Below are 25269 nucleotides of genomic sequence, written 5' to 3'. Positions count from 1 at the left end.
TTGGCTTTTCTTCATGACCCGTAACCCTGCCCCATGACCCTGTTCTTATATCGCCTCCGAGAAAGCGCTAATCTCATCATCAATCATACGGTCGATGTATCCTCTGAGCTCTATTGCAGATGAGGGGCAGGTGGCGTTGCAGAGTCCGCATCCCATACAGGCTGCTTCCTCCACACGGACAACCCTTTTTGTTTCGTCAAATGTTATGGCTTTTGCAACACACGCCTGTTCGCACATCCTGCACCCGCTGCACCTCTTGGGATTGACGTAGGAGATGAAGGGGTCGACATAGGCAAAACCGAGATTCAGAAAACCGAAAAGCTTCACGGCCGAAGCCCTTCCGTGGTTTATCGATTCTTCCACGTCTTTGGGGCCCGAGCATGAACCCGCAATGAAGATCCCTTTCAGGGCCGTGTCAAAGGGACGAAGCTTGATGTGCGCCTCCATGAAGAACTTATCCTTGTCGAGGGTTATCTTGAGAAGGCTTGCCATGCGCTTGCTGTCTTGCGGATGAGACATACCTGTGGAGAGCACCGCAAGATCAAACTCCCTCTCAAAGAATTCACCAAACAGCGTATCCTCTCCTCGTACCACCAGACCGGCGGGCGTCGGAACTATTTCAGCCACGTTAGCACGCGTAAAGAGAACGCCCTTTTCCTGGGTATCCTCGAAGTATTCTTCCCCTCCCCGGGGATGAGCCCTCACGTCCATGTAAAAGGACTCCACGTAGGAATCCTTAAACTTCTCCTTAACTGCCTCCCCCACGCGCAACGCGTTGACGCAGCAGACCCTCGAGCAGTAAGGCTTCCCAATCTGTTCATCACGAGAACCTACGCAATGGAGTATTGCTACCCTGGGTTTGTCCGGAAGCTGCAATGTGTCTCTGTCCCGCTCGAACTCGATCGTGGTGATAATCCTCTTGTCTTTCCCGTAATTCAATTCGGGTTTTACGGCTGGATCGAAGGGTGAGAATCCTATGGCTATAATCACGCCACCTATAGTGCGTTTCTTCTCTCCATCAGACGTTTCGAGCGTCACCTGGTAGTTGCCGAAGAAACCTTCGAAGTTTTTAATCGTCGTGGAGGTGAATATCTCAACGTTATCCCTCGTAGCCAACTGACCGGCCATTTCATCGATGATATCCCTACCCTCCTTACCTCCCGGCCACACATTCCTGAGGCTTCGCACGTGACCGCCGAGTTCGGCCTCCTTCTCCACAAGGCACACCTGCATGCCCGCCTTTGAAAGGAACAGGGCTGCGCTCAACCCTGACACGCCGCCGCCTATAATAAGCGCAGACTTCGTGACATCAACAATCTTCTCCTCAAGAGGAACATAGTGGGCCGCCGCATAGAGGCCTGCCAGTATCAGTCTCTTTGCCTTTTCAGTATTCCTTTCAATATCATCTCCCACCCACGAGCAGTGCTCCCTGATACCCACTCTCCTCAGGAGGAAAGGGTTGAGATTGGATTTCTTCAGCACATCCTTGAACATTTCTCCATGGAGTGAAGGCGTGCAGGACGCAATGATGACGCGGTCAAGTCCTTCTCTTTTAATACTTTCACTGATCATCTCCTGCCCCGGCTCAGAACAGACAAAAACATAATCCGCAGAGACGGTCACCCCGGGATATTTGTTGAAGTATTCACTCAATTTCCTGACATCCACGGTGTGCTTGATGTTGTGACCGCAGTGGCAGATAAATATACCCGTCTTCATTCTAGGTTCATCTCCGCTACCCCTGTATATATTCCATGCACGTTGCCGCAGCTTCTCCGGCAGAGGCAACGGTATCCGGAATGTCCTTGGGGCCCGACGCCATCCCGCATACGAAGATGCCATCTTCATTCGTCTTTGAGGCATGGAGCGAATCGATCTTAATGAAACCGTAATCGTCGCGTTCTATTGACATCATAGTGCAAAGCTCTTCTGTCTCTTTGCGAGGTCTTACGCCCGTCGCGAGCACAACAAGATCCACTTCTGTCTCGACCACCTCGCCGCTCAGTATGTCCTCCACCTTCACCAGTAATCCCTTTTCACTCTTCGTTATTTCTCCGGGTATGCCGCGTATGTAGAACGTGCCGCTCTCCTGGGTGCTCTTGTAAAACTCTTCGTACCCCTTGCCGTAAGCCCTCACGTCTATGTAGGATATATAGACCTTCGCATCTTTAATTCTGTCTTTCACGATGCTCGCATGCTTTGCCGTGTACATGCAGCATACCCTGGAGCAGAAACGCGCTCCGCTCTGCCTATCTCTTGAGCCGACACATTGAATGAAGTAGAAGCGTTTTGGAATCTTTCCATTATACAGAATGTCTCCCCCGGTCGGCCCGGTAACCGAACAGATTCTCTCGAATTCGATCCCGGTGACAACTCCTTGAAGCTTTCCGTATCCGTATTCTCTCTTTTCAGTCGGATCGTACAGGTCAAACCCGGGAGCCAGCACTATGCTGTCACACGTTATATCTGCGATCTCATCCTTCATTGTGTGATCCACGGCCTTGACTTCACAACGTCTCTCACATTCTCCACACTGTATGCAGCCTTCTATCTGGCCCGCGAGGCAACGGGAGGCTTCGGCCCTGGCTTCTCGAGCGCTATACCCGATCGCCACTTCACCAAAGGTCCGTACTCTTTTTTCGGTTTCCGCCTCGGGCATGGGGACCCGCTCCAGTCGCTGAAATCTCTCTTTCAGGTCAGCTATTTCAGGCTCTGTCAGCCTCTCCGGCTCTTTCATTCTTCCGTTATGTGTGACCACCTCTTCGTTCTTCAGGTAGCGCGTAATCGACAAAGCCGCTCGCTGACCCGCTGCAATGGCATCAACCACGTAGGCAGGCCCTGTGCACACGTCGCCGCCTGCAAACACTGCTTGCACGTTGGTCATTCCCGTGGACGCATCAATCTCGATCGTCCCTTTGGGTGACAGCACGACACCGACATCGTGCGCAAACCCTGTCTGCGTTACCTGGCCCAGCGCTGTGATAACAGTGTCCACAGGCGTGGTAAACTCAGAGCCCTTGACTGGTACCGGTCGTCTCCTTCCGCTTTCGTCCGCATCTCCCAGTTCCATTCGGATGCACTCCATGGCTGAAAGGTTCCCTTCTTTTCCATAGAACCGCACCGGCGTTGTGAGAAAGGCTATATCTATGCCTTCATGAAGAAGGGCGTCTATTTCTTCTTTGGCCGCGGGCATCTCATCCCGCGTTCTCCTGTATATGAGCTGTACCGACTCGCTTCCGAGACGTCTGACTGTTCTTGCACAGTCGATGGCAGTATTGCCGCCGCCGATAACAGCCACGCGGCTACCTGTTTTCATTGAATCTCCGCTATTTACTGCACGGAGAAAGCGTATGCCATCAATAACACCGGCGAGATCTTCTCCTTCCACCTCTAAAGGCAACCCTCTGGGCGCGCCGGTGCTTATAAAGACCGCGTCATACTCATCTCTCATTGTTTCGAGCGCTATATCCTTCCCGACCTCAACACCGCATCGGATCTCAACACCAAGCTTCGTGATATAGCCGATCTCTTTCCGCAATTCCTCCTTGGGAAGTCTATATTCAGGTATGGCGTACCGTAACATACCTCCTGGTTCAGGAAGCGCCTCAAAAACGGTCACTTCGTGCCCCTCCACTGCAAGCGCTTCCGCACAGGCCAATCCTGCCGGTCCGGCACCGATCACGGCTACTCTTTTTTCAGTCTTCGTAATCTGTGGCAGAACAAGCGAATTGATGTCAAACTGGTCGACTGCGAAGCGTTTCAGGTCGCGGATCGCCAGGGAATCATCCAGTTGTCCCCTGTTACACACCCTTTCACACGGGGCATAGCAGACCCGGCCGCAAACGGATGGAAATGGGTTTGTCGCTCTGATAAGCATATATGCGTCGGCGAACCGACCCTCGCTTATATGCTTCAGATACCCGAGCACATTGGTATGTATAGGACATGCGTCCACACACGCTGCCTTGCACGGGCGTTCTTCCCGTTTATCAATGCTTGCTTTGTTGGGTATGGCCTGCGGAAAAGGGATATAGATTGCTTTCCTCGGGCCTGTGCCCATGTTGAACTCGCTTTTCATCACCACCGGACAGGCCGGCCAGCAGGAACCACAGGCAGTACACTTCTTGGTATCAACGTAACGCGTCTTCTTGAGAACAGTAACCTTGAAGCCTGCGCCTTCCTTTGCCACAGCCAGAGGCTTCGCCCACGAGATTATTTCGATGTTGGGATTGAGCGAAACCTCAACCATTTTCGGTGAAAGCGTGCACGTAGAACAGTCAAGAGTGGGGAATGTCTTGTCAAGCTGTATCATCCGTCCGCCGATGGACGGACCAGCTTCCAGGAGTGTCACTTTAATTCCGCAGGAGGCAAGCTCCAGCGCGGCAGTTATGCCTGCGATGCCGCCGCCCACTACGAGAACATTCTTTTCCGTCATGCGTTCTTTGCCAGTTCCAGTAGCTTGTCCCTCATCTTGTTGACGTCGCCCACGATCCCGAAATGCGCGTACTGAAAGATGGGAGCTTCAGGGTCCTTGTTTACGGCAATTATGCAGTCAGCATCCTTCATGCCTGCAATATGCTGGAAGGCCCCGCTTATAGCCATGGCCAGATAGACTTTCGGTTTCACGGTCTTGCCGGACGTACCGACCTGTCGTTCTTTGGGGAGCCACAATTTATCCACCACGGGCCTTGAGCAGGAAAGCACAGCCCTCATGGCCTGGGCAAGCTCTTCAAAACGAGGGATTTCATCCTTGCTCCCTATGCCTCTTCCTACCGAGAGGAGAAAGTCTGCCTTGGTTATGTCGACAGCCCCTCCAGCTTCTTCCACGTATTCAACGAAGGCTCTTCCTTCGGTCGCGGCGAATGCACCGATGCTCTCTACAGCCGCCTCCGACGCTTCACGCGTTACCTGCTCCCTGAAGCTTCCACTGCGGACCGTAAGAATAGAAGGCTGCGCTGCAGCCTTGCATTGTGCGAACACTTTGTCAGAGTAGTAACTCTTGAAAAACGTGCCCGTATCTCTGTCCCACCCGTTTACATCCGTAATGAGCGGCAGCGCAAAGGAGCCTGCTGCGTACGCCGCACACTCGGCGCCTGACGACGAATGAGTAAAGAGTACGTACTCAGGCCGGCCGTAGCTTTCAAACACCTTCCCGAGGATTGACACCATCGTAAGGGGGTTCTGAAAGTTTCCTTCCTCAGTCTCCGCCTTGATCACCTTGCCTATCGTTGTATGGTCAACACCGCTGACTTTCTCAGGAAGCAGAAGACAGACGGGCTTCTGCATAAATTTTCCAAGCCCTATAGTGTCGAGATTTCTCTCCTCAAAGAGACCTCGCCTCACTTCTGCAACAACGAGGACATACCCGTCGCTCAGGCCATCACTCATTGATACACCCCCTTCTCTTTCAGTATCCCCAAGAGCTTGCCGCAAACCTCGCCCACGTCTCCCGTGATCATGGCAGCCCCTTCCTTCTTCGGAGGGTAAACCCATTGCGTCACTTCAATCAGACTTTTTGCATCCTCCGCATAAGCGGCCGCCTTCAAGACCTTCCTCTCCACCTTGGACGCCTTGCGCACGCCCATGATCGAGACGTATCGAGGCTCATTGATGCCGCTCTGTATCGAAAGCACGCAGGGCAAGGAAACCCTCACACGTTCCTGCAAGCCACCCTCCAGTTCCCTGCGCACTACCAGATGATCCTTCTCAACGGTATCGGTGCCTATAACCTGCGCAGCGAAAGGAACTTTGAGCAGAGCAGCCAGTATGCCTCCGAATGCGGCAAACTGGTCATCCTCAGCCTGAACACCTGTAAAGATCGCATCAAAGGAGATGTTCTCTTTCTTGAGAAAGTTATAGGCAAGCATTGCTCTCGCGAAAGGATCATGCGGAGCAGCCTCAGTTTCCAGGAGTATTCCATCCTTCGCACCCATGGCTATGGCGCGTCTCAGGACTTCGTCTGCTTCCTTGTCTCCTATCGCAATGCCTGTAACACCGCCGCCACCTTTTTCTACAATCTTTACTGCTTCCTCCACTGCGTAATTGTCCCAGTCGTTCATCCGAAAGGGAAGCTTGCTCAAATTGACAGACTGACCGTCTCCCAGGATGCGAAGCTCCTCTTCCTGCGTGACAGGCACTCTCTTCGTAAAGACCACGATCTCCATATCAGATGACCTCCATCAGTATTTCAGACACTTCTTTTACAGAGAGCCCCTTTTCAGTTGCCGGATCCTCAAGATTCATGACACAGAAAGGACAGCTCGTAGCTATGATCTCGGCACCCATGTCGAGCGCTTCCTTTACGCGCACTTCGCTGTTTCGCTGATACGTCGCCTCAACATCGAAGAACATCCTGCCCCCGCCACCCTCGCAGCAAAGGGAATTCTCACGCATACGGGTGAATTCCAGCAAGTCCGAGCCGATAGCCTTGGCAAGCAACACTCTCGGCTCGTCGAAGATCGCATTCTGTTTACCCAGAAAACAGGGGTCGTGGTAGACCACTTTCTTATCGTACCGGCGTTCCGGCTTCAGAGATCCGCCTTCCAGCAACTCTTTCACCTTTTCGGAATAATGGAGTATCCGTATGCCGAGATCTCCATACTCCTTCCTGAAGGTGTTCATACAGTGCGGAGATAGGGTTATAATCTCCTTGACTCCATATTCTGCAAAATTACCGCTGTTTTCTTCTCGCAGTTCTTCGAAGAGTCCTACCTCCCCCATCCTGCGTATCTCGTTTCCGCAGCAAGCCTCTTCTTCGCCGAGAACGCCGAACTCTACGCCCGTGCTGTGAAGCAGCCGAGCCACGTTGACGGGTATCACCATACATCTTGGATCGTATGCCTGTATGCAACAGGCGAAGAGTAGCCGCTTTTCTTTTGTCTCAGAGATGTGAGGGACCTCGAAATCAAGCTTTCCGATCCACTCGGCGCGCTTGCTCCTTGGCTTCCCCCAGGGGTTCTTCTGCACGAAGGTATTTTCAAGGGCCTTCTGGATAGTCACAGGTATGCGACCATCCTCGATCAGGACAGACCTCATATCGATGATGACCTCCGAGGGCTTCACGTCCCGCGGGCAGCGTATCGTGCACGTGCTGCAGGAAGTGCAATACCACGGCAACGCCTCTTCAACAGCGCGCTGAAACTGCTTCTTCCGTATGATCATTCTGATGTTGAAAGGTGTCTTTCCCGCTTCAGGACAGCTTCCTGTGCATTTTCCGCACTGCATGCAGGCTATTACTCGTTCACTGTTCAAGGGATTTTACCGCCTCCTTACCGCAAGGTTAGTACACATCGCACGCCGCGCTCATTTCATCAACACCGCCGGCAGGTAGGTGGCGAGCTCAGGGAATATAAACAAGAGTATCATGCAGACGATCATCGATGCGAGGAATGGATAGACGCCTTTGTATATCAGGTTCATGGGCGCCTTCGTGATGTTCTTAACCACAAAGACACAGATAGCAACCGGTGGGATAACCGACCCTATGCAGACCGTGCAGGCCACCATGATGCCTGCCCAGAGCGGATCGTAACCCAGTTTTAGAATCATCGGGAAAAAGATCGGCGTTGCGAGAATCATGAATGCCAGATCGTCGATAAAGGAGCCGCCCAGGAGATAGACCAGGAAAATGATGATCATTATCACCGCTCTGGGCAGCGGCAGCCCGACAATCCAGTCTGCAGAGGCCTGGGGCATGTTAGTGACCGCAATGAAATGGCCCAGTACCGCCGAAGACCCGATCAGCAAAAGCACCATACAGGAGGTCCGCAAGGCCTCTTGAATCGACTTTGTAAATCCCTTGAACCCCAGGTCACGTTTTGCCATACAGAGGACCAGAACCGCAAAAGCACCGATGCTGCCTGCTTCCGTGGGCGTGAAAAAGCCATACATCAGGCCGCCTATGAGAAGAATGAATATGACAATGGGCCATATCACATCCGGGAGCGCCTTCCACCGCTCCGGCCAGGGATACCTGTCACCCCTGGGACCGAGCGACGGGTTTATTCTGCACCATCCGAAAATGATCACTGCAAAAAAGAAGGCCATGATCAGGCCGGGAAGGATGCCTGCCATGAAGAGCCGTCCGATGGACTGCTGTGTGATGATACCAAAGACTATGAGTGTTACGCTCGGCGGGAGAAGCACGCCCAGCACCCCGACCGTAGCCACTATTCCCGTGGAGAGCTTTCTGCTGTAGCCGAAGCGGTCCATCTCCGGAATAGCAACGCTCGCGAATGTTGCGGAAGTGGCGACGACCGAGCCACAGATCGCCTTGAAGACAGTTGCTCCCGCGACGGTTGCCATCGCAAGCCCGCCAGGGATATGCCCCAGGAATTTATGCGTCGTGTCGTACAACCTTTTCGCAATTCCGGCATTGAATGCGATTTGACCCATAAGAACAAAGAGGGGTATGGCTGTTAAGCCATACGAGGCAAGGGAATCAAGAAAATCGTTGGCCATCAAACTGACGGCCGTATCGAAATCATTGAGTATGGTGAACCCCACAAAACCGACCGCTGCCATAGCGAAGGCGAGCTCAATTCCCGTCAAGAAAAGGCCCAGCAGCACAACCAAGCCGACTATACCTACCAAAGTCTCATTCATGCTCGGCCCCCTTGAAGATCGCTTTGAGAATATCACTTACGAGGACAAGACATTCAACCAGACTCGAAAGAGACAGGGCATATGCAACAGGATAGAAAGGGACGTGCAAGGTGAGGGAAACCTCCCCTGTACTGTAAAGATCATTCCCCTTCAGATACAACGACCACGCAAGGAGAAGGAACACCCCGAGCCCGAGGAGTTTCGTGAGTACCGTCAGAATTCTCCTTCCCGTCTTCGAGAGAGCATGGGTGATCATGTCCACGTTCACATGCGCACCGTCAAGAGAGGTCTGGGCAATTGCAAAACCGGCCACAAGAGCGCCTCCGAAGGACATGAGCTCAAAGGTGCCTGTGATCGCTTTTCCCACGTATCGCAGTATCACGTCAAGAACGGTAAGAAGCATCATCAATGCCAGGACAACTCCCCCCACCGTATTCAGCACTCCGCTTGATTTAAACGTAGCACTGATGAATGCGCGCATAGTTTACCTCCGCTGATTTAGTCTTTCCGATGGAGTGCGGCTCACGCACTCCATCGGGCCGGCAAACTACTTTCTGTACTGTTTAAAGGATTCGAGGAGAAACTTCACAGCCTCATCACCCGGCATTCCCTTTGCCTTCATCTCCTTCACATACTCATCAACAAGAGGCTTAGCGCCCTTATCATACCAGCGCGCATCTTCTTCGTGGCTCAGCGTGATAATCTTGTCACCTCTCTTAATGAGCCAGTCTTTTCCCGAGATGTCTATGTCCGCCCACATCTTGCCATACTTCTCTATGTACTCGGGGCTCATCTTGTCGATAATGTCCTGTACATCTTTAGGAAGAGAGGCGAATTTCTTTTTGTTCATTGCGACAATAAAGGTCGCGGAGTATGCAGTCGAGGTGTTCTCTGTAGAGTACTTTACGTGCTCGCCCGTCCTGAAACCTTCCAGGGCCTCGTAACTGGACATAAGGCCGTCCACAACCCCTTTTGCAAGGGCGTCATAGACGTCCGGCATAGGCATGGCCACCGGTGTACCTCCTATCAGACCTACGAATTTAGCATTCGATCCATAGCATCTCAGTTTTAGCCCTTTCACATCATCCAGTTTTTCAACCGGTTTGGTCTTCGTGTGGAGGTAACCGCCAGGCTGCCCGTGAAACCAGAGCACGTGCACGTCATCGAATTCTTTGGGTTTGAACTTGGCATACATCTGGTTGGCAATTTTTGTAGCGGCCGGACCGGGTGGGGTCCCAATCGGAAGATCCAGAACTTGAGAGAAAGGAAACCTCCCCATGGTATAGCCAAGAACATGGTTGCTCACATCGGCGATGTCCTTTACGACGGCATCGTAGCACTGCGCGGCGGGCACGAGGGTGCCACCGGCGTAATAGTTAACCTTAACCTTACCGCCGGTGCGCTTCTCCAGATCTTTACCCCATTGCTCCAGAAGGACGTTCTGCTGATGTGTGATGGGAAACCAGTTGGCGACTTTCAGGGTAATGACTTTTGTCTCTGCAGCGCCGGCTGGGCTGAACATACCTGACACCACGTAGAGCAGGAAAAGAAAAAAACAAAAAATCCGAACCTGTTTCATAACCCCTCCTCTTTGTTTTTTGCCGCTCACCGCATTTCAGCAGTGAAGCGGGGATCTCACTTCACGGGTGTTGCATAATGGGCACGTATCTCCTTCTTAAGAACCTTCCCCTGAGGACTCTTGGGCAGCTCCTTCCAGAAGTCGACGCTCTTCGGTTTCTTGTACCCCGCAAGATGTTGTCCACAGAACTCCTTTATTTCCGATTCGGTCGCCTCGGACCCATTCCTGAGGACAACTACCGCCTTCACCACTTCCCCCCAATGTTCATCGGCAACGCCCACAACCGATGCCTCTGAAACTGCCGGGTGGCGATATAACACTTCCTCTACTTCCCTCGGGTATATGTTCACGCCTCCCGAGATGATGAGGTCGTTCTTTCTCTCCACGATGTAGACGTACCCCTCTTCGTCCACCCGCCCCAAATCGCCAGTATGCAGCCAGCCGTCCTTCAGCTTCTTTGCCGTCTCTTCAGGCATCTGCCAATACTCCCTCATCATGGCTTCACTGCGGACAATAATCTCGCCTACCTCCCCGACAGGCACATCATTGTCATGATCATCCACGATCCTGACCTCGTAATTGACTACCGCCCTTCCAGATGAGGCAAGCCTCTTCTGTTTCTCTTCAGACCCGTCAAGTATGTGATCCTCCGGCCTGAGTACAGTCGTCAGGGGCCCTGTTTCGGTCTGGCCGTAGAGTTGCGCAAATCCGCAGGGGAAAACCGCCAAAGCTCGCTTGAGCAGTTCTACCGGCATAGGCGCAGCAGCATACAGGATCAGGCGCAGGCTTGCCAGGTCGAATTTACTGACATCCGGAACCTGAAGAAGGCTGTGAATCATGGTCGGCACCATCTGACAGCGGGTTATCCTTTCCCGGGCTATGTAGGACAGGATCTCAACCGGGTCAAAACCCCCTTCCCGCTTGATATGGAACGTGTTGGCCATGAACACGTGACGAACGATGTTGTCTTCACCAGCCACATGGTAAAGAGGAAAGGTGATCAGCACCCTCTCATCGTAGTCGACCTTCAATTCGATAACGCCTGCCGCCGCATCAGACAGCAGGTGCCGGTGTGTCCTTACCGCACCCTTTGGCTTTCCGGTGGTCCCGGCTGTGAAAAAAATAGACAACACATCGTTTTCACCCACCATGCCAGCTGGTTCGCTACCGGCAGCCGCGTCGAGCGTGAGCTCGTACGAATCCATAAAGGGCGACTCCGGCTGCTGCAGGCAGATGTATCGCTCAACGGTCGCCAGATCGGGTTTGAGCACGTCTATCATCTCGCCATAATCTCTGTCAAGAAAAAGAAACTTCGGTGTAGAGTAGTTGATTACTTCTTTTAGCTCCGGCGCCTTCAGGTGATTGTTGTAAGGGCAAAAAATACCGCCTGTCTTCGCCGCAGCGAAATAAATTTCAAGAAATTGGTGGGAGTTGTGAACGAGGGCTCCGACTCTGTCTCCCTTCTTGAGTCCTGCGTGAACCAGAGCATTCGCGAGGCGGTTCACCCGCTCATTCAGTCTGCGGTAGTTCATGGAGACTTCTTCTGAGACAATGGCAGGCTTTTCGGGAAATTTATTGGCGTTTCTCGCGAGCAGATCCCCTATAGTCATTTCTTATCTCCTGACGACCCCGTTTTATACAATACTCCTCTTCCCTATATTCCTCAATCGGAAAAGAAGAGCAAGTACAATGCCCAGCTTTGAAGGGGCTCCAGATCTTTGGGCTATGGGCGCGCTGCACAGATCTATTAAACCAGAGATAGGCGCGGTACAGCGCGTAATAGATGCATTGTGTCACTTTCAGTTGAGTCTCAATTCAGACTTTTTGAACACGTGACACCGCTTCTCATCCCTTGGGGGGAACTGCACCTGTTGTTTCGTTTCGATACACAGGTGTATCAACTCTACACACTCCCGCGTAGTTTCTCCAATGCCTCATTTCTTGTTCCTGCGCTTCTAAACAGGGCTGACTACCTTTGCATGAGCTGCGACCGTGCTGGCACGGCACTTGTATCGTAAACCTATCGGATCTGGTGGTTTGAAAAACTCCAAGGAGGCGGCAATGTTCGAACTTACCCCGGAACAGAGAGATATCAAACAGGCTGCGTGTGAATTTGCAGAAAAAGAGTTCAGGGATGTGGCCCGCGAGCTGGACGATAACGAGCGCTTCGACGACAAGCTCTGGAAGAAAGCGGCTGAGCTTGGATTTCTCGGAATGTTCATAGAGGAACAATACGGAGGAGCAGGCCTGGGCCATTTCGAACAATGCCTTGTTATAGAAGAGTTTGCAAGGGTAGATACGGGTATCGCGCAGTGCATGGTGGCTTCCTATTTCGGCACGCAGTTGATAAAGCTTTTCGGAACAGAAAGCCAGAAACAGAAATACCTGCGTCCTGTGTGCGAGGGAACGTGGCGAGCGGGTATGGCGTCCACCGAACCCGACGCAGGGAGCGACGTGGCGGCTATCACGACCACCGCTGTCAAAGATGGTGATGACTACGTCATTTCAGGAAATAAAATGTTCATCACCAATGGCAGCATAGGCAACTTTCTTCTGGTGCTTTGCGTTACCGACCCAAAGAATCCGCGGAAGCACGATCGCCTCAGCACGATCATCGTGGAAACCGATCGACCCGGATACGAAGCGAACAGGCTCCATGGTAAACTCTCAATAAGGTGCTCCGATACCTGCGAAGTCGCATTTAAAGATGTGCGGGTTCCGAAGGAAAACCTCGTGGGCGTTGAGGGTAGAGGCTTTTACCAGCTCATGGATTTTTTCAATCGTGCGCGCCTTGACGGCGGGGCCGGCCTTGCGGTCGGCACGGCGCAGGGAGCTCTCGATAAAGCGATAGCACATGTTCGCAAGCGGAAAGCGTTTGGCGGGACGCTCGCCAGTCTCCAGATTGTGCAGGCCAAGATTGCAGAAATGGCTACGCTGGTAGAGGCGGGCAGGAGTCTTCTCTATCGCGCGGCTCTCGCAGTGGATCGGGGCGAAGTAGACCCCGCGCTGATCGCGATGGCCAAGTGGTACACATGCGAAATAGCGGTCAAAGTATCGGATGAATCAATACAGCTCCACGGAGGCTACGGCATCCTCAAAGAGTATGATGTGGAGCATTACTGGAGGGATGCCAAGGTGCTTGAGATTTTTGAAGGCACCAAGGAGGTGGAGAAGGTACTGATTGGAAGAAAGCTGTTGCAACGCTCTTGAGAAGTGAGCGACCAGAACCGAGTAGTTGATATTTCTGAATAAAAGTTTCTAGCTTTCGTTGATCTTACTGTAAAGCCGTTTTCTGCTGATCCCCAGGAGTCGCGCGGCCTTGCTCTTGTTGCCGCCGACCGATCTGAGGACATCTTCGATGTATGTCTTTTCCATAGCCGTAAGCTCCACAACACCCCGGCGGAGATGGTGATCATCCTTCCGATCATCGACCGCCAACCGATTGGCTAGAACGTTTTCCGGCAGAAGGTCAAGGGCAACCTCAGACCGTGACCCTGAAAGCAGCACCGCTCTCTCCAGCACATTGGCCAACTCCCTCACATTGCCCGGCCACCGGTAATTAAGCAATGCCTGCATTGTGTCAGGTGACACCGTCTTGGAGACGCCGCCCCTCGCCTGCTTTCCAAGAAAATAGTCGACCAGGAGGGGAATGTCCTCTTTTCGTTCCCTGAGAGGCGGAACGGCAATGGTAAAGGTGTTGAGCCTGTAAAACAGGTCTTTACGGAACTTCTTTTCATCAACTTCGCGGTCCAGATCTCTATTTGTAGCGCATATGAACCGCACATCCACGCTAATCTCCCTGGTATCTCCTACTTTTCTGAAAACCCCCGCTTCCAGCACTCTGAGCAGCTTTGCCTGGATGGTAGGACCCATGTCACCCACTTCATCCATGAAGAACGTGCCCCCGTTTGCAATTTCCAGGAGACCCAGCTTGTCAGCATCTGCGCCAGTAAAGGCTCCCTTCTTGTGACCGAAGAGCTCGCTTTCGAGAATGGCTTCCTGGAATGTGCTCGAATTGACAGCCACAAAGGGATTATGCGCCCGATGGCTCATGTCATGGATAGCGCGCGCCACCAATTCCTTCCCTGTTCCCGTCTCACCCACAATCAATACGGGAGTATTGGTCGAGGCTACGACGCCGATGAGCCGCTTCACTTCTGCTATGGGCCTGCTTTCTCCGATAAAAGCATCGCGGAACTCAGCTCGATGGAGCTGCTCTTCAAGGATGATATTCTTTTCACGCAACGCTTTCTTTTCATGAGCCTTGACGATTACTTTTGAGAGCACAGACAGCTTTGTGGGTTTTGTCAGATAATCGTAAGCTCCGAGCTTCATCGAGCGGATCGCGCTATCCACCGATGCGTAGCCCGTCAACATAATCACTTCAAGCAGCGGCTGCATTTCTTTGAGCTTCGCTAGAAGCCCTATGCCATCCATGTCTGTGAGTCTTATGTCCAGGACACAGACGTCAAACGGTTCTCCTTTGACCAGCGCTAAGGCTTCCGCAGCGCTGGAGGCTGTTGAAATGCTCATACCTTCGTGAGTGAGCTTCTTGCTGAATGCTTCTACCAGGCGCGTTTCGTCGTCAACAATGAGCACGCGAATCATACCGTTTGCTCCAAGCTCTCATCCTCTGTCCAGGGACAGAGGATGATGCGGCACACGCTTCCTCCGCCCGCACGGTTGCTTATCTCGATTGTGCCACCCATTTTACTGAGAAACTCGTAGCAAAGCGTCAAACCAAGGCCGGTGCCTTTCTGTGAACCCTTGGTTGTAAAGAAGGGCTCGAAAACCAAATCGACTATGTTCTCCGGAATGCCCGCTCCGTTGTCCTCAATCTCAATATGGACAGCTGATCCCTCCGGCCAGGCCTTGATAGATATTTGAGCGTCAGCTCTTTCCTCCACCGCGTCGATTGCATTATTTAAGACATTCAAAAATGTCTGCCGCAATGCGTAGAGATCTCCTTTTACGCGAGGCAGGTCAGGAGCGACATCGCTCACCAGTCGTATCTTCATCTTTTTAAAGTTGATCAGCTCGACAAGGTCATCAATCAACCGGCCCAAATCGATCGGGGCTGTTTCAAATCCGTTTCTGCGGTTCAAGTCGAGCAGGTTCTTGATGGTTTTCTTGCATCGGAATGCCTGCTCCTGAATCACCTCCAGATACTCTGAGAGGTCCTGCAGGTCTGCTCTTTCCAGGCCTCTATTGTCGCATTGCTGAAGAAGTTCATGCGCCAGTTCCGAATGGGCCGTGATGGTCGCGAGAGGATTGCTCAGTTCATGGGCGACGCCTGTCGCAAGCCTGCCTATTGCGGACATGCGCGCCTCCTGAATCAGCTGCACCCTGGTCCTGACCCTATCTGTAGTCTCCTCTATTATACAGAGCAGGCCTTCCACCTCCCCTTTTTTATCGCGAAGAGGCACCCCCTTGAAATTTATGAACTGATTTCTCCCGCGGTACGTGACAAATGGAAAATCATCAAGCTGAAATGCCTCCCCCTCGAGGCCTTTTTGTATGCGCTCGGCAAGGCCGCACTTTATCGTGTAAGAATTCTCAAGCCAGTTAAACCCCATGAGCTTCTCTCGCGCCTTGAAGCCGAGGTCGGAAATCGCTGCCAGCGCCGGATTAACACTTGTAAAAACCCCTTTCTTGTCGATGGTAAATATTGCGACCGGTGCATTCTCAATAATGGCTGTCTGCAGTTCATTGAGGCGGCGGAGTTCCTCGCCGATCCTCTGATGCATGGTCACGTCCTGAATCATCTCGATCACGTGCGTAAAGGATTTCTGTCCTTTTCGCTGCAGAGGGGTTGCGGTCAGCACAAAATGCTTCGATTGTCCTTCGTATTCAAGCTTTATATCCAGATGCTCCGTGCGGCCACTGCCGAAGGTTTTCAAGACAGGACAGTCCTCGCATATCTCGCGCATGCCGAAGATTTTTCTAAAGCAACGCTTATCTTCTAACGCTGCCAATTCTTCGCGGCAGAGACATCGAAATCCGCGCGTGTTTATCCATTCAACCTCCAGTTGCGAGTTGACTATCCAAATCCCTGCTGAGAGGGAGTCGATGATCGACTCCATGATTCTGGTAGTAACCTTCATAGAAGCTTTCGCCGTGCTGAGTCAAGAAGAGTTTTTCTAATCTACAACGGCTCTGACAATTTAGCAAGAAATGGCCGAACGCTGCAGGGCCTCATCACCGGCACGATGCTTGAGCTTTCGGCTCACCCAGAAAGACAAGGGGCGGATTCCGTTATCCGCCCCTTGTTAAGTTCTTTGTCTGCTCTCTTTATTCCCACTTGGGCATGGGGAACTTCTTCGGTACTTCCCAATCTTTGATCGATTTCATCCATTCGGCCTTTTCCACAAAGACATCATGTGCCAGCGGTGTCGGTGGATGACAGACCCACAGCGGATCAAACTCATCCTTCACCTTGAGCAGCCACTGATGATAGTTCGGCCCGTACTTTGGCCCGGTGAGGTAGAGAGGCTGATGCGGTCCAAGCAGCGAGGTGTAGAAACGGTTCCTGATATTCATCTTAGATGTCTCGACGTAGAAGTGATCCACGCCGGTGGTGTCCTCATCCTGGTCCCAATAAACCAAGAACTCAGAATAACCCTGATGACCCAGTTCGAAGCTCTGGAACCAGCCCGGGTCGCCATAGTCGGGCATGAGGGGTGGTGTATACTTTTTCTTGAGATCCGCGTATGCCTCTCCGTGCTGCACAGCATGCGACAGCGTCTCGATAATGTAGTCGACCGAGACATACGAGCCGCACATAAGCCACATGCCCGCAGAATCGGCGTTCTTGATCCATGACTCGTCCGACGGCTTAGTGGCACGCGGCTGGGAACCAAGCTCCGCCATGATGTCGTTGAGGACGTTTTCATCGTACTTCATCTGCTCCTCAGAGGTGAAACCGATGAGCAGGACGCGAACGATGTGAAAGTTTTTGATCGTTTCTTCATTTTCCTTACCCCACAAATCCCAGAACTCTTCCTTGCATTCTGCCTTGGCAATGGCCCTCCAGAACAGCGGCACCTTGGTGACCGCCCCCGCGATTTCGGCTTTCGAAATCTCGAACATTGCCTTAACCTGGGCAGCCTTGTTCGGCACCTGGTAGTTGATCCATTTCATCCGATGCTCCGGAAGGGCAAGCGCCGTGTTGGGAGCGATGCCTGTGGGCATCGGCTTTTCCGGTTGGAACGGGAGAAGTTTGACAGCCATCTTGGTTACGATGCCGAGACAGCCTCGCAGGCCCGTAAACCCCCTGAGAAGCCCCCGTAAATCAGGACCAGGGCCATCCCCCCAGAAAGGATCCTCTCCTACCGCAAGGGAGCCCATCTTTACCAGCTCACCGTCGGGCAGCACCAGCTCCGTACCAAGGATGCGTCTGTGGGGAAGACCGATACGGTGAGAGAGCGGCGACCAGCCATCACCTATAAGGTTCGCGATAACGGATGCCTGCGCGCCGCCACCGCCAATAATCACATACATGCCACGCTTCATCGCTTCTTCCTGGAGAGGAGAATAGATGACGCCCGAACCTACCACCGCGTACATATGCTTCTCATCTATTTCAAAGTCGTTAAGGCGCTTCAAGTCCACGAGAAGCTCGTTCTCCACGTGACAGTGGGAGCGAGGGCCGTAAAAACCAGTGCTGTAGGGAACGTAAGGCACGCTGTAGCGGTTACATACTTTGACAATGCGCTGCACCTCTTCGGTCGTGCGCGGGAGGACCACACAGGCGGGTATCTTGGTCATGACCCGTTCATAGCCGAGACCACTTTCGTAACCTCCCGGCCCTGACCTGTAGCCTTCGCACACCGCCGGATCATCGGTGATGTATTTGGCGCCGACGATGGATTCTAATGCGTTGTATGCTTTTTTCGATATTGCCATGATTCACCTCCTACAGCGACGCCGAGATGAGCTCGGCGATATCGACTACTTTGATGTTATCCCCATTCTGTCTGACCGCCTGGCTGAAATTATTCTTGCACCAGGGGCAGGCTGAGACTAAAGTCTCGGCACCCACTTCCCGGACCTCTTCCAGACGGTGTTTTGCGGAAAAGGAGGCCAGATCGGGAAACGCCTCTTTGGTTCCCCGGCCGGCACCGCAGCAGAAGGAGTTCTCCCGCGTCCGCGGCATCTCAACAAAGCTGGCGCCAGGAATTGCAGCTATGAGGTTTCTCGGCTGCGCGTACAGCCCGGACGTTCCACGGCGTCTCTTGAGACGTGGGTTCACTGTACCCATCCAGCCACGCTCGCCCGAATAGGGCGTCCATGGGTCGGCGAGACGCGAAATGCCGCAGGAATCATGGTAGGCAAGCCTAACATTTTGAGGTTTCGAAAGCCGTAGTGTGCCCTTCTTGAGCGCTTCATCGGCGGCTTCCACAAAGTGCACTACATTGAAGCCCAGTTCGGCTGTGGAGATGTTGAGAAGCTTCGGATAATCAACTTTCCACATCCGGTAGCCTTCCGCACACGTGAGCATCACTGTCTTGGCGCCCGTCGCCTTGACAGCTTCTATATTCCGTTTTGCCAGTTCGCGAGCCTCATCAAGCATACCGACTGAGAAGAGTGTGTTGCCGCAGCACCACTCGTCCGGCATGAGCATGAAAGATATATTGGCTGCGTTGAGGACTTTTGCTGCGGATCTGGCTATTTCAGGGGCTACATATGAAGCAGAGCAGCCCACAAAGTAGAGAACGTCGGCCTTTTCTGCAATCTTGATATCTGCAGTGAGCCATTTCTTCCTGTTTTCGTGGGGTGCGCCGAACTGGTTATGGGTTTTTGCAATGTTCTCGGCAACCTTCTTATGGGCAGGCATAGGGCCTGCACCCTCCTGCACTGCCTTGACTCTCATCGCTTCCAGGCTGAGACCGATCTCCAGGTCAAGGTTTCTCTTGCAACCCACATCGCAGGCTCCGCAGAGGGGGTCAGCATAGATGATCTCCAGAAGCTTGGGAGACCACTTCAGCTTACCTTCGATCATTGCCAGCCCGATCCTCATTTTTCCAAAAGCGCCGTAGGCGTCAAAATCGTTCCAGGTGTTGCTGGGGCAGCGGGTGCTGAAACGCACGCCGGGCATATAGGTATGTTCCACCCAGTAGCAGCCTTTGCACTTGATGCACCGGCTCATATCATACGCGAAATTGTCGAGCTTCTTTATATCTAAACTGAATTGTGTGGTTGGCATCGTCTCCTCCTTAGAAACAGAGATTTCCCGGGTTCATGATGTTCTTGGGATCGAACACCTTTTTCACCCGTTTCAGTGCGGCGCCGTAACCCGCCGCACGCTCATAGACCATAGGCGCAAGCTCACCGTAGGGCCTGGAGAAAAAAGCACCTTCGTTCATCAATGCCTGGGCAGCGTCGCGATAGAGTCCTGCGATCACTGCTGCCTCGTCCTCGTGATAGAAAAAGGTAAACTCCAGCTGGCATGCCCGATTGTGCTCTATGGGCTGGAAGTACACTCCGATCTCGCTTATGGGATAGCCGTGCCGCGCCGCGACTTCTTCAACCACGTCGATAAAGAGCGGTGCGGATGCAGGTCTCGCGATGAAGAAGAGACTCTGAGAGGAACCCCTCCACTGGTGCTTCCAGTAGGGCTTATCTGCTGGCCACGGCTTGCGGAGCATAGGCAGAAGCTTGCGTGCCGCGCCCGGGAAACCAGGGAGCGCATCGGTCAACACGAGGTCCCTGAACTCGTTACGCAAAACCTCCTTCAGGAACTTCTCCTCGTAGGCAATCTTCTCTTCAGGCCTGCGGAAAAGCCCACTGATCACCAGGATCAAGGTCCATGCAGGAAGCGTTGCCGCTAGCCTGTCAAAGTCATCCGGCCACTTCTCTGCAAGGATAGCCGCGAGATCCACATTGTTAAGGACCATACATTCCTGCCCGATTCTGCGTGGCAAGATCCTGTGCAGAAATTCTATCGCGTACGAAAGATCTGAAACTGGTGCAAAAAGGATCTTGTCTATCTTAGGCATCCATTCGATTTTGATATGGGACCACGTTACGATACCCATCGTGCCTTGGGCTCCCTGCACTAAGCGGTAGAAGTCGAGACCCGGCCCTGAAGGATTTCCGCCTCGAGACTTTGAATCCGGGAAACCATTGACACTGGCCGAACCAATGCGGAAGGGCTCAGAAGCCGGCCAGACTACTTCCATGGCCTGCATGGGTTCGCCGTAATCATAGACGGTATTGGTGGGAACTTCCCGCTCCAGCCAGTCGGTAAGCACCGAGCGATCTGCGGGGGGTAATAGCGGCATAATCATCCGCATACCTTTCTTCTCGAGCTCTGCGGTGAGCTGCCCCCACGTTACCCCTGCCTCTATTCTCGCCGTCCGGTCAGCATCATTGATCTCCTGTATTTTGTTCATGCGCGTCAGATCCACCAACAGGCCACCCTGCTTCGGTATGGTGGAGCCGTAGAAATGGCGGCTTGAACTTACCGGAACGACCGGAATGTTCTTGCTGTTGCAGTACTTCAGGATCGCGCTTACCTGCAACGAGTCGCTGGGATATGCCACTGCGTCAGGAATCCCAGGCGGGACAAGACTGTAATCCCGTGAGTACATGAGCCTGTCTTTCTTGGCATCACTCACGTTCCCCTCTCCGACGATTTTTGTTACATCATCCTTGAGTGCCATTGTACCTCCTTGCTTCAATTATTTTAATATGTGAACTTTTTCTCACGATTAAAGAACTGCAGTGCCGCAAACTCCTTCACATGCCAGCCCATTTTTTGAATCACTGGTGCACGCTTAGCAAACGCGAGGGTAATTCAATGTCGATTTTAAAATAAAAATATACTCGAAATCAAGTAAAAAGAAATTAAGTTTCAGAATATGGAATGACAACTGAGCAAATTTAGGTCAATTTGATCATAATTATCCATAACAATCCTCTATCACCTAAAACTTGCGCCTGATAAATCCGCCCTCGCCTCCATTAAAAGATTCTCTCTTTCGTTACCCATGAAGGGTACCACCGGTAATAATCGGGCGGATGAGCAAGACTCAAGCCGTCGTACGTCGCTTTGGCGAGCTCAATCCCCTTCTTTGTCCGGTAGAGTCTCACGAGACCCTTTTTTTCCAGTGAAACCAATATTCCTTCAAGCGCATCCTTATCGACATCAAAATACTCATTCATGTCTGCCACGGACATGTGTAGTCCAGGGTTGACCCTGTAGTCCTCAGCCAGCAACGCCAGGAGCGCCTGCTCGTCGGCTTGCGTTTTTCGTTCAGGCGGACCCACGGCAGGTACCGGTACACCCAACTTTTCGTGGATGACTCTTCTGCGCATCCTGAACTCTTCAGCCCATTGTCGCAACGCTGTTCGGAAGATGACGAGCCTGCACGCCTCCATTGTGCCGCCCGCGATGTTTTCAATCTTCGAAACCTTCATCACTTCTTCGACAGGATAAAATGGCGTGAGTGAATCGCCGCCCATCACCTGCATCGCATCAAGACTGGCCTGTAGCGCGCCCTCACAGATATAGACTTTGGCGACGTTGGATTGCAACGTTATGTCCCATCCCAGGTCCCAGAGATACGCAGTGTAGTACGTAAGGATACGCGCTATCTTGACCTTTGATACGAGGTTGGCAATCTTGAACTGATTCTCGGGAATGTCTATGGTCGGCCTGCCGAACTGTACCCTTCTTTGCGCAAAAGGGACTGCGTTTCGCAACGCTTCTGCGGCCCATCCCGTGGCCTGGGCGCAAATGAGCGTCCTCTCGAAGTTGAGACCTGCTGTCATAACGCGCCAGCCTTCCCCCTCTTCGCCTATCCTGTTAGCCAGCGGCACCGATACATTTTCGAAATTGAGCACACCGTTCTGGATATTATCAAAACCGATAATCTCATTTATCTTTTCGACCGTCAGGCCGGCTGTGCCCTTCTCTATTATAAAAGCCGTCAGGTGTTTGTACGCCCTGATGTCCTCTGGAGTATTGCTCGTGCGGGCGTAGACCATGTGGCGGTCAGCAACACCTGCTGCCACAATGTACCGCTTTTTCCCATTCAGGACGTACGCGTCGCCTTCGCGCCTAGCCTTAGTTTCGATAGCCGCCGCGTCAGTGCCGGCAAACGGTTCCGTGATCACGATGGCGCCGGTCTCTCCCTTTGCGATACGCGGTAGAAAACGCTGCTTCTGCTCCTCAGATCCGTACTCTATTATCTGTCTCAGTCCGCCCAGCATATTGCCTACTACGGCGCGGCCCGGCCCCGGCATACGGTTGAAAGCCTCACACGCGATGCATGCGCCCGTTGCCCCGAGTCCCAATCCTCCGTATTCCTTGGGCACGCCGGCTCCAGAGTATCCTTTTGCCGAAATCTTTTGGAAGAGGTCGAAAGGGAACTCCCGTGTCCAACGTGTTTCAGCATCTCTCGGCGTCAACTCTTCCGCAAAGATCTCAACCTCGTCTGCAAATCTCTTCTGCTCATCTGTCCACCATGGAAAATGCTCCATTGGAAATCCTCCTTCTCTTCGCGTTCCGGCCATTCTAGGTTAGACACCACGCCCATGTCAAGCCGTTTCTTGGGGAGTTCCTTGCGAGTTTCGTTCTGTGGTGGGACGTGATCCAGCGACCACGTGGATTGCGAGCTGAGGATTACCTATCTTGAAGATTTAGCGAGAGCAAGTGACAGTTGTTTGTGGCCGTAAAACTAGCGAGGTTCCGATATCCGTCGCAGGAAGACACACCACCGGCGCTCTACATGCCGGCACAAGACCAGGGCCCTAAAATTTTGCTGGCACAGCGGCCTGTGTGGGCTCCGTCTTTAGGGCCGATCTGGCTCTCTGCATATTCTGATGCGCTTTTTCGTAGAATGAGGGGCTTATCTCTATAGCCTTCTCGAAAGCCTCAATCGCTTTAGCATAGTTCTGTTGTGCCATATATACGTAACCAAGATTATTGTAGGCACTGGCGTCGTCCTTGCCTTTCCTGAAGGCCTCGAATGCCTCTTCGTACCTGCCCACGGTCGAAAAAACCAACCCGAGGTTATTGTAGACCCGAGGATTCTCCGGCTCGATCCGGAGCGCGAGAAGAAAAGCCTCTATCGATTTGGTATTTTCACCCATCAGGTAGTACGAGAGCCCAAGATTGTTGTACAGGGCTGCTGATTTCGGATTTACCTTGATCCCCTTCTGATATTCCTCGACCGCCTTGTCGAATGCCTTTTGACGGTCGTACGCTACCCCCATATAGAGGTGCGCTTGCCAGAGCTTCGGGTCAAGGGTAACAGCCTTCGTCAAGAGTTCCTCGGCCTCCGAGAACTCCCCCTTGCTCAGCGCCGCATAGCCGAGGCCCTGATATGCAAGACCGTTGTTGGGTTCCTTCGCAAGCATCTCTTTGAACTCCCTTTCACCCTCTTCAATCATGCCGCGGCTGACATACATGTGGCCCAATCTGTAGCGCACGCCTGACTGCTTCGGGTCCATCTGCAAGGCCTTATTGTATTGTACGTACGCCATAAGGTCATTTCCCTGCCTCGCATACTGGTCGCCCAGCCGCGCGTAGGTCTGCCATGTCGCCTCTGGAACATTCTTCGACTTTTCGTCCGCCGCGTAGAAGCTAGCTTTTGCCCGCTGCAGTTCCAGCATCCTCTGATACTCGCTGTCCCGCGACACTGCTTGCGTGCCCTTCTCACTCGCGCAACCGGTAAAAACGGTTGCCACAAGAGCCGCACACATCAGCAATCTGCATGGAGCAGAGATTCTCATTGCTTTTTCTCCTCAGCAAAAACCTCTCTGTGAGCAATAAGATCTTTACCAAGAACCACTTTCATTCCTATCGATGGCCTGTCCAATTTCTTCACTTCTTTAAGGTCAGGCATTTCGGGCAATTGTCCGGCGAGATCACGCGTAGCTTTTTCGTATTCTGCCTTGTACAGCAGTGTGGTTCTCTGATACCTAAAATGATCGGCGTTGCTCACTCGCACTACGTTAAAACCTTTTTCTTTCAAGTACCGCCCCATCTTCCTTGCCATGTCGTTAACACCATTGCCATTTGAAACTTCCATACCGACGCCGGCTACGCTGGCCAGCGCATCCCTAGCGATCGCCTGCGAAGTCGGGCGCCCTGGAACAACGACCTCTACCATCTGTTTCAGTTGCGCCAGCACAGCCTCAAATCTTGCGAGCAGGCCGGTCGTCTCCACGCTTTCCTGAAGCGGGGCAGAGTCCGGATCGAGTGCAAGGGCTTCAGTGTAATGCTCCTTCGCCTTCTCAAATTCGCCCTTCCGGTAGTAGAGCTTGGCCGCAAGACTGTGGGCAAGCGCCTGATTGCCGGTGGCCTCGAATTCTTTCATAGCGAGGTCGGGCTGACCTGAGAGCATATAGGCAAGACCCAGGTTGTTGTACGTCTGTTTATTGGTGGACCCGAGCGCGATAGCTTGTTTGAGCTCATCGATAGCCTCAGCATTCCGCCCCTGGAGGATGTACGAATGACCAAGATTGCTGTGGACATACGCAAGATTCGCGTTCAGCTTAAGAGCCATGCGGTACGCATCACTGGCCGCCACATAGTCACCCTGTTGATCATACGAGACCCCTAACCCGTTGTAGGCTTCAACATAACCAGGCTTGATATAGATCGCTTTTTGAAACTCCTTGGTTGCTTCCTGATCACGGCCCCGTCCATGGTACCAGCATCCAAGCTGATAATGAGCTTCGGCATTTCCCTGATGGGGCCTCAACTGAGACATGAACCTTGATATATCCTTATCAGTCATCCCGGCTCTAGCCCCACCAGGTCCCCATGTACTAGAGAAGGATGTGAAAAGCTTTCCGGTCGAGCAGGCTGGGACAAGATATAAGAACGTGCAGCAAGAAAGTACGAAGACGAATATCCTCAACGCAATCTTCATGGTCATCTCTCCCTTCCAGCTATAGTCTAAGTTTTATCTATGTGAAGAAATATCTCTTCAGTTGGGCCTTCAGTCACGTCAGCCGTTCCACACCTTCAGAGCGTTGATAATTCCGGGCCCGAGAATCACGAGAAAAAGGGACGGAAAAATACAGAATATAGTCGGGAAAAGAAGTTTGACCGGGAGTTTTGCGGCCAGCTC

The 25269-nt window shown here is 52.7% G+C and carries 18 protein-coding genes; 1 reads left to right on the top strand and 17 read right to left on the bottom strand.

Translation table 11 applies throughout. The features are described from left to right. Positions 1 to 45: 45 nt before the first annotated feature. The 9 genes from VMT71_02305 to VMT71_02265 form a co-directional block, all read right to left on the bottom strand. Positions 46 to 1719: a CoB--CoM heterodisulfide reductase iron-sulfur subunit A family protein gene (locus VMT71_02305; protein HVN22775.1), complete on the bottom strand. Its 1674-nt coding sequence runs from the start codon at positions 1717 to 1719 to the stop codon at positions 46 to 48. Positions 1720 to 1735: 16 nt separating this feature from the next. Continuing rightward, positions 1736 to 4435: an FAD-dependent oxidoreductase gene (locus VMT71_02300; protein HVN22774.1), complete on the bottom strand. Its 2700-nt coding sequence runs from the start codon at positions 4433 to 4435 to the stop codon at positions 1736 to 1738. Next, complete coding sequence (locus tag VMT71_02295; protein HVN22773.1) at positions 4432 to 5388, bottom strand: electron transfer flavoprotein subunit alpha/FixB family protein; 957 nt, start codon at positions 5386 to 5388, stop codon at positions 4432 to 4434. The genes VMT71_02300 and VMT71_02295 overlap by 4 nt, the downstream gene beginning before the upstream one ends. Then, the gene (locus VMT71_02290; protein HVN22772.1) at positions 5385 to 6164 is read right to left on the bottom strand and encodes an electron transfer flavoprotein subunit beta/FixA family protein; all 780 of its coding nucleotides are present in this window, start codon (positions 6162 to 6164) and stop codon (positions 5385 to 5387) included. The genes VMT71_02295 and VMT71_02290 overlap by 4 nt, the downstream gene beginning before the upstream one ends. Position 6165: 1 nt before the next feature. After that, positions 6166 to 7251, bottom strand: coding sequence for a (Fe-S)-binding protein (locus VMT71_02285; protein ID HVN22771.1), 1086 nt, complete (start codon positions 7249 to 7251; stop codon positions 6166 to 6168). A 51-nt stretch (positions 7252 to 7302) separates the two neighbouring features. Beyond that, a complete protein-coding gene (locus tag VMT71_02280; GenBank protein HVN22770.1) occupies positions 7303 to 8604 on the bottom strand; it encodes a TRAP transporter large permease in 1302 nt (433 codons plus the stop codon). Further along, entirely contained in the window at positions 8597 to 9085 is a 489-nt protein-coding gene (locus tag VMT71_02275; GenBank protein ID HVN22769.1) for a TRAP transporter small permease, read from the bottom strand. The genes VMT71_02280 and VMT71_02275 overlap by 8 nt, the downstream gene beginning before the upstream one ends. A 66-nt stretch (positions 9086 to 9151) precedes the next feature. Then, the gene (locus VMT71_02270; protein ID HVN22768.1) at positions 9152 to 10183 is read right to left on the bottom strand and encodes a TRAP transporter substrate-binding protein; all 1032 of its coding nucleotides are present in this window, start codon (positions 10181 to 10183) and stop codon (positions 9152 to 9154) included. Positions 10184 to 10239: 56 nt separating this feature from the next. After that, the gene (locus VMT71_02265; protein HVN22767.1) at positions 10240 to 11793 is read right to left on the bottom strand and encodes a long-chain-fatty-acid--CoA ligase; all 1554 of its coding nucleotides are present in this window, start codon (positions 11791 to 11793) and stop codon (positions 10240 to 10242) included. A gap of 451 nt (positions 11794 to 12244) precedes the next feature. Here VMT71_02265 and VMT71_02260 point away from each other — a divergent pair, with 451 nt between their 5' ends. Continuing rightward, entirely contained in the window at positions 12245 to 13393 is a 1149-nt protein-coding gene (locus VMT71_02260; GenBank protein HVN22766.1) for an acyl-CoA dehydrogenase family protein, read from the top strand. A gap of 48 nt (positions 13394 to 13441) precedes the next feature. Here VMT71_02260 and VMT71_02255 read toward each other — a convergent pair whose 3' ends face one another. The 8 genes from VMT71_02255 to VMT71_02220 form a co-directional block, all read right to left on the bottom strand. Beyond that, positions 13442 to 14791 (bottom strand): sigma-54 dependent transcriptional regulator, encoded by a 1350-nt coding sequence (locus VMT71_02255; protein ID HVN22765.1) that lies wholly within the window; start codon positions 14789 to 14791, stop codon positions 13442 to 13444. Further along, positions 14788 to 16287, bottom strand: coding sequence for an ATP-binding protein (locus VMT71_02250; protein ID HVN22764.1), 1500 nt, complete (start codon positions 16285 to 16287; stop codon positions 14788 to 14790). The genes VMT71_02255 and VMT71_02250 overlap by 4 nt, the downstream gene beginning before the upstream one ends. A 187-nt stretch (positions 16288 to 16474) precedes the next feature. Then, a complete protein-coding gene (locus VMT71_02245) occupies positions 16475 to 18088 on the bottom strand; it encodes an FAD-binding oxidoreductase (protein ID HVN22763.1) in 1614 nt (537 codons plus the stop codon). A 10-nt stretch (positions 18089 to 18098) separates the two neighbouring features. Continuing rightward, positions 18099 to 19388 (bottom strand): (Fe-S)-binding protein, encoded by a 1290-nt coding sequence (locus VMT71_02240; GenBank protein ID HVN22762.1) that lies wholly within the window; start codon positions 19386 to 19388, stop codon positions 18099 to 18101. Between the two features lie 10 nt (positions 19389 to 19398). Further along, positions 19399 to 20847, bottom strand: a complete 1449-nt coding sequence (locus VMT71_02235) for an FAD-binding oxidoreductase (GenBank protein HVN22761.1) — start codon at positions 20845 to 20847, stop codon at positions 19399 to 19401. Between the two features lie 301 nt (positions 20848 to 21148). Continuing rightward, positions 21149 to 22669 carry an acyl-CoA dehydrogenase family protein gene (locus VMT71_02230; protein ID HVN22760.1) on the bottom strand — a complete coding sequence of 507 codons (1521 nt, stop codon included), beginning with the start codon at positions 22667 to 22669 and terminating at the stop codon, positions 21149 to 21151. A gap of 270 nt (positions 22670 to 22939) precedes the next feature. Further along, positions 22940 to 23923: a tetratricopeptide repeat protein gene (locus VMT71_02225; GenBank protein HVN22759.1), complete on the bottom strand. Its 984-nt coding sequence runs from the start codon at positions 23921 to 23923 to the stop codon at positions 22940 to 22942. Further along, positions 23920 to 24933, bottom strand: coding sequence for a tetratricopeptide repeat protein (locus VMT71_02220; GenBank protein ID HVN22758.1), 1014 nt, complete (start codon positions 24931 to 24933; stop codon positions 23920 to 23922). The genes VMT71_02225 and VMT71_02220 overlap by 4 nt, the downstream gene beginning before the upstream one ends. Between the last annotated feature and the right edge of the window lie 336 nt (positions 24934 to 25269).

It is taken from the genome of Syntrophorhabdales bacterium, assembly GCA_035541455.1.
GTDB lineage: Bacteria > Desulfobacterota > Syntrophorhabdia > Syntrophorhabdales > WCHB1-27 > JADGQN01.
This window is presented reverse-complemented; position numbering and strand designations above follow the sequence as displayed.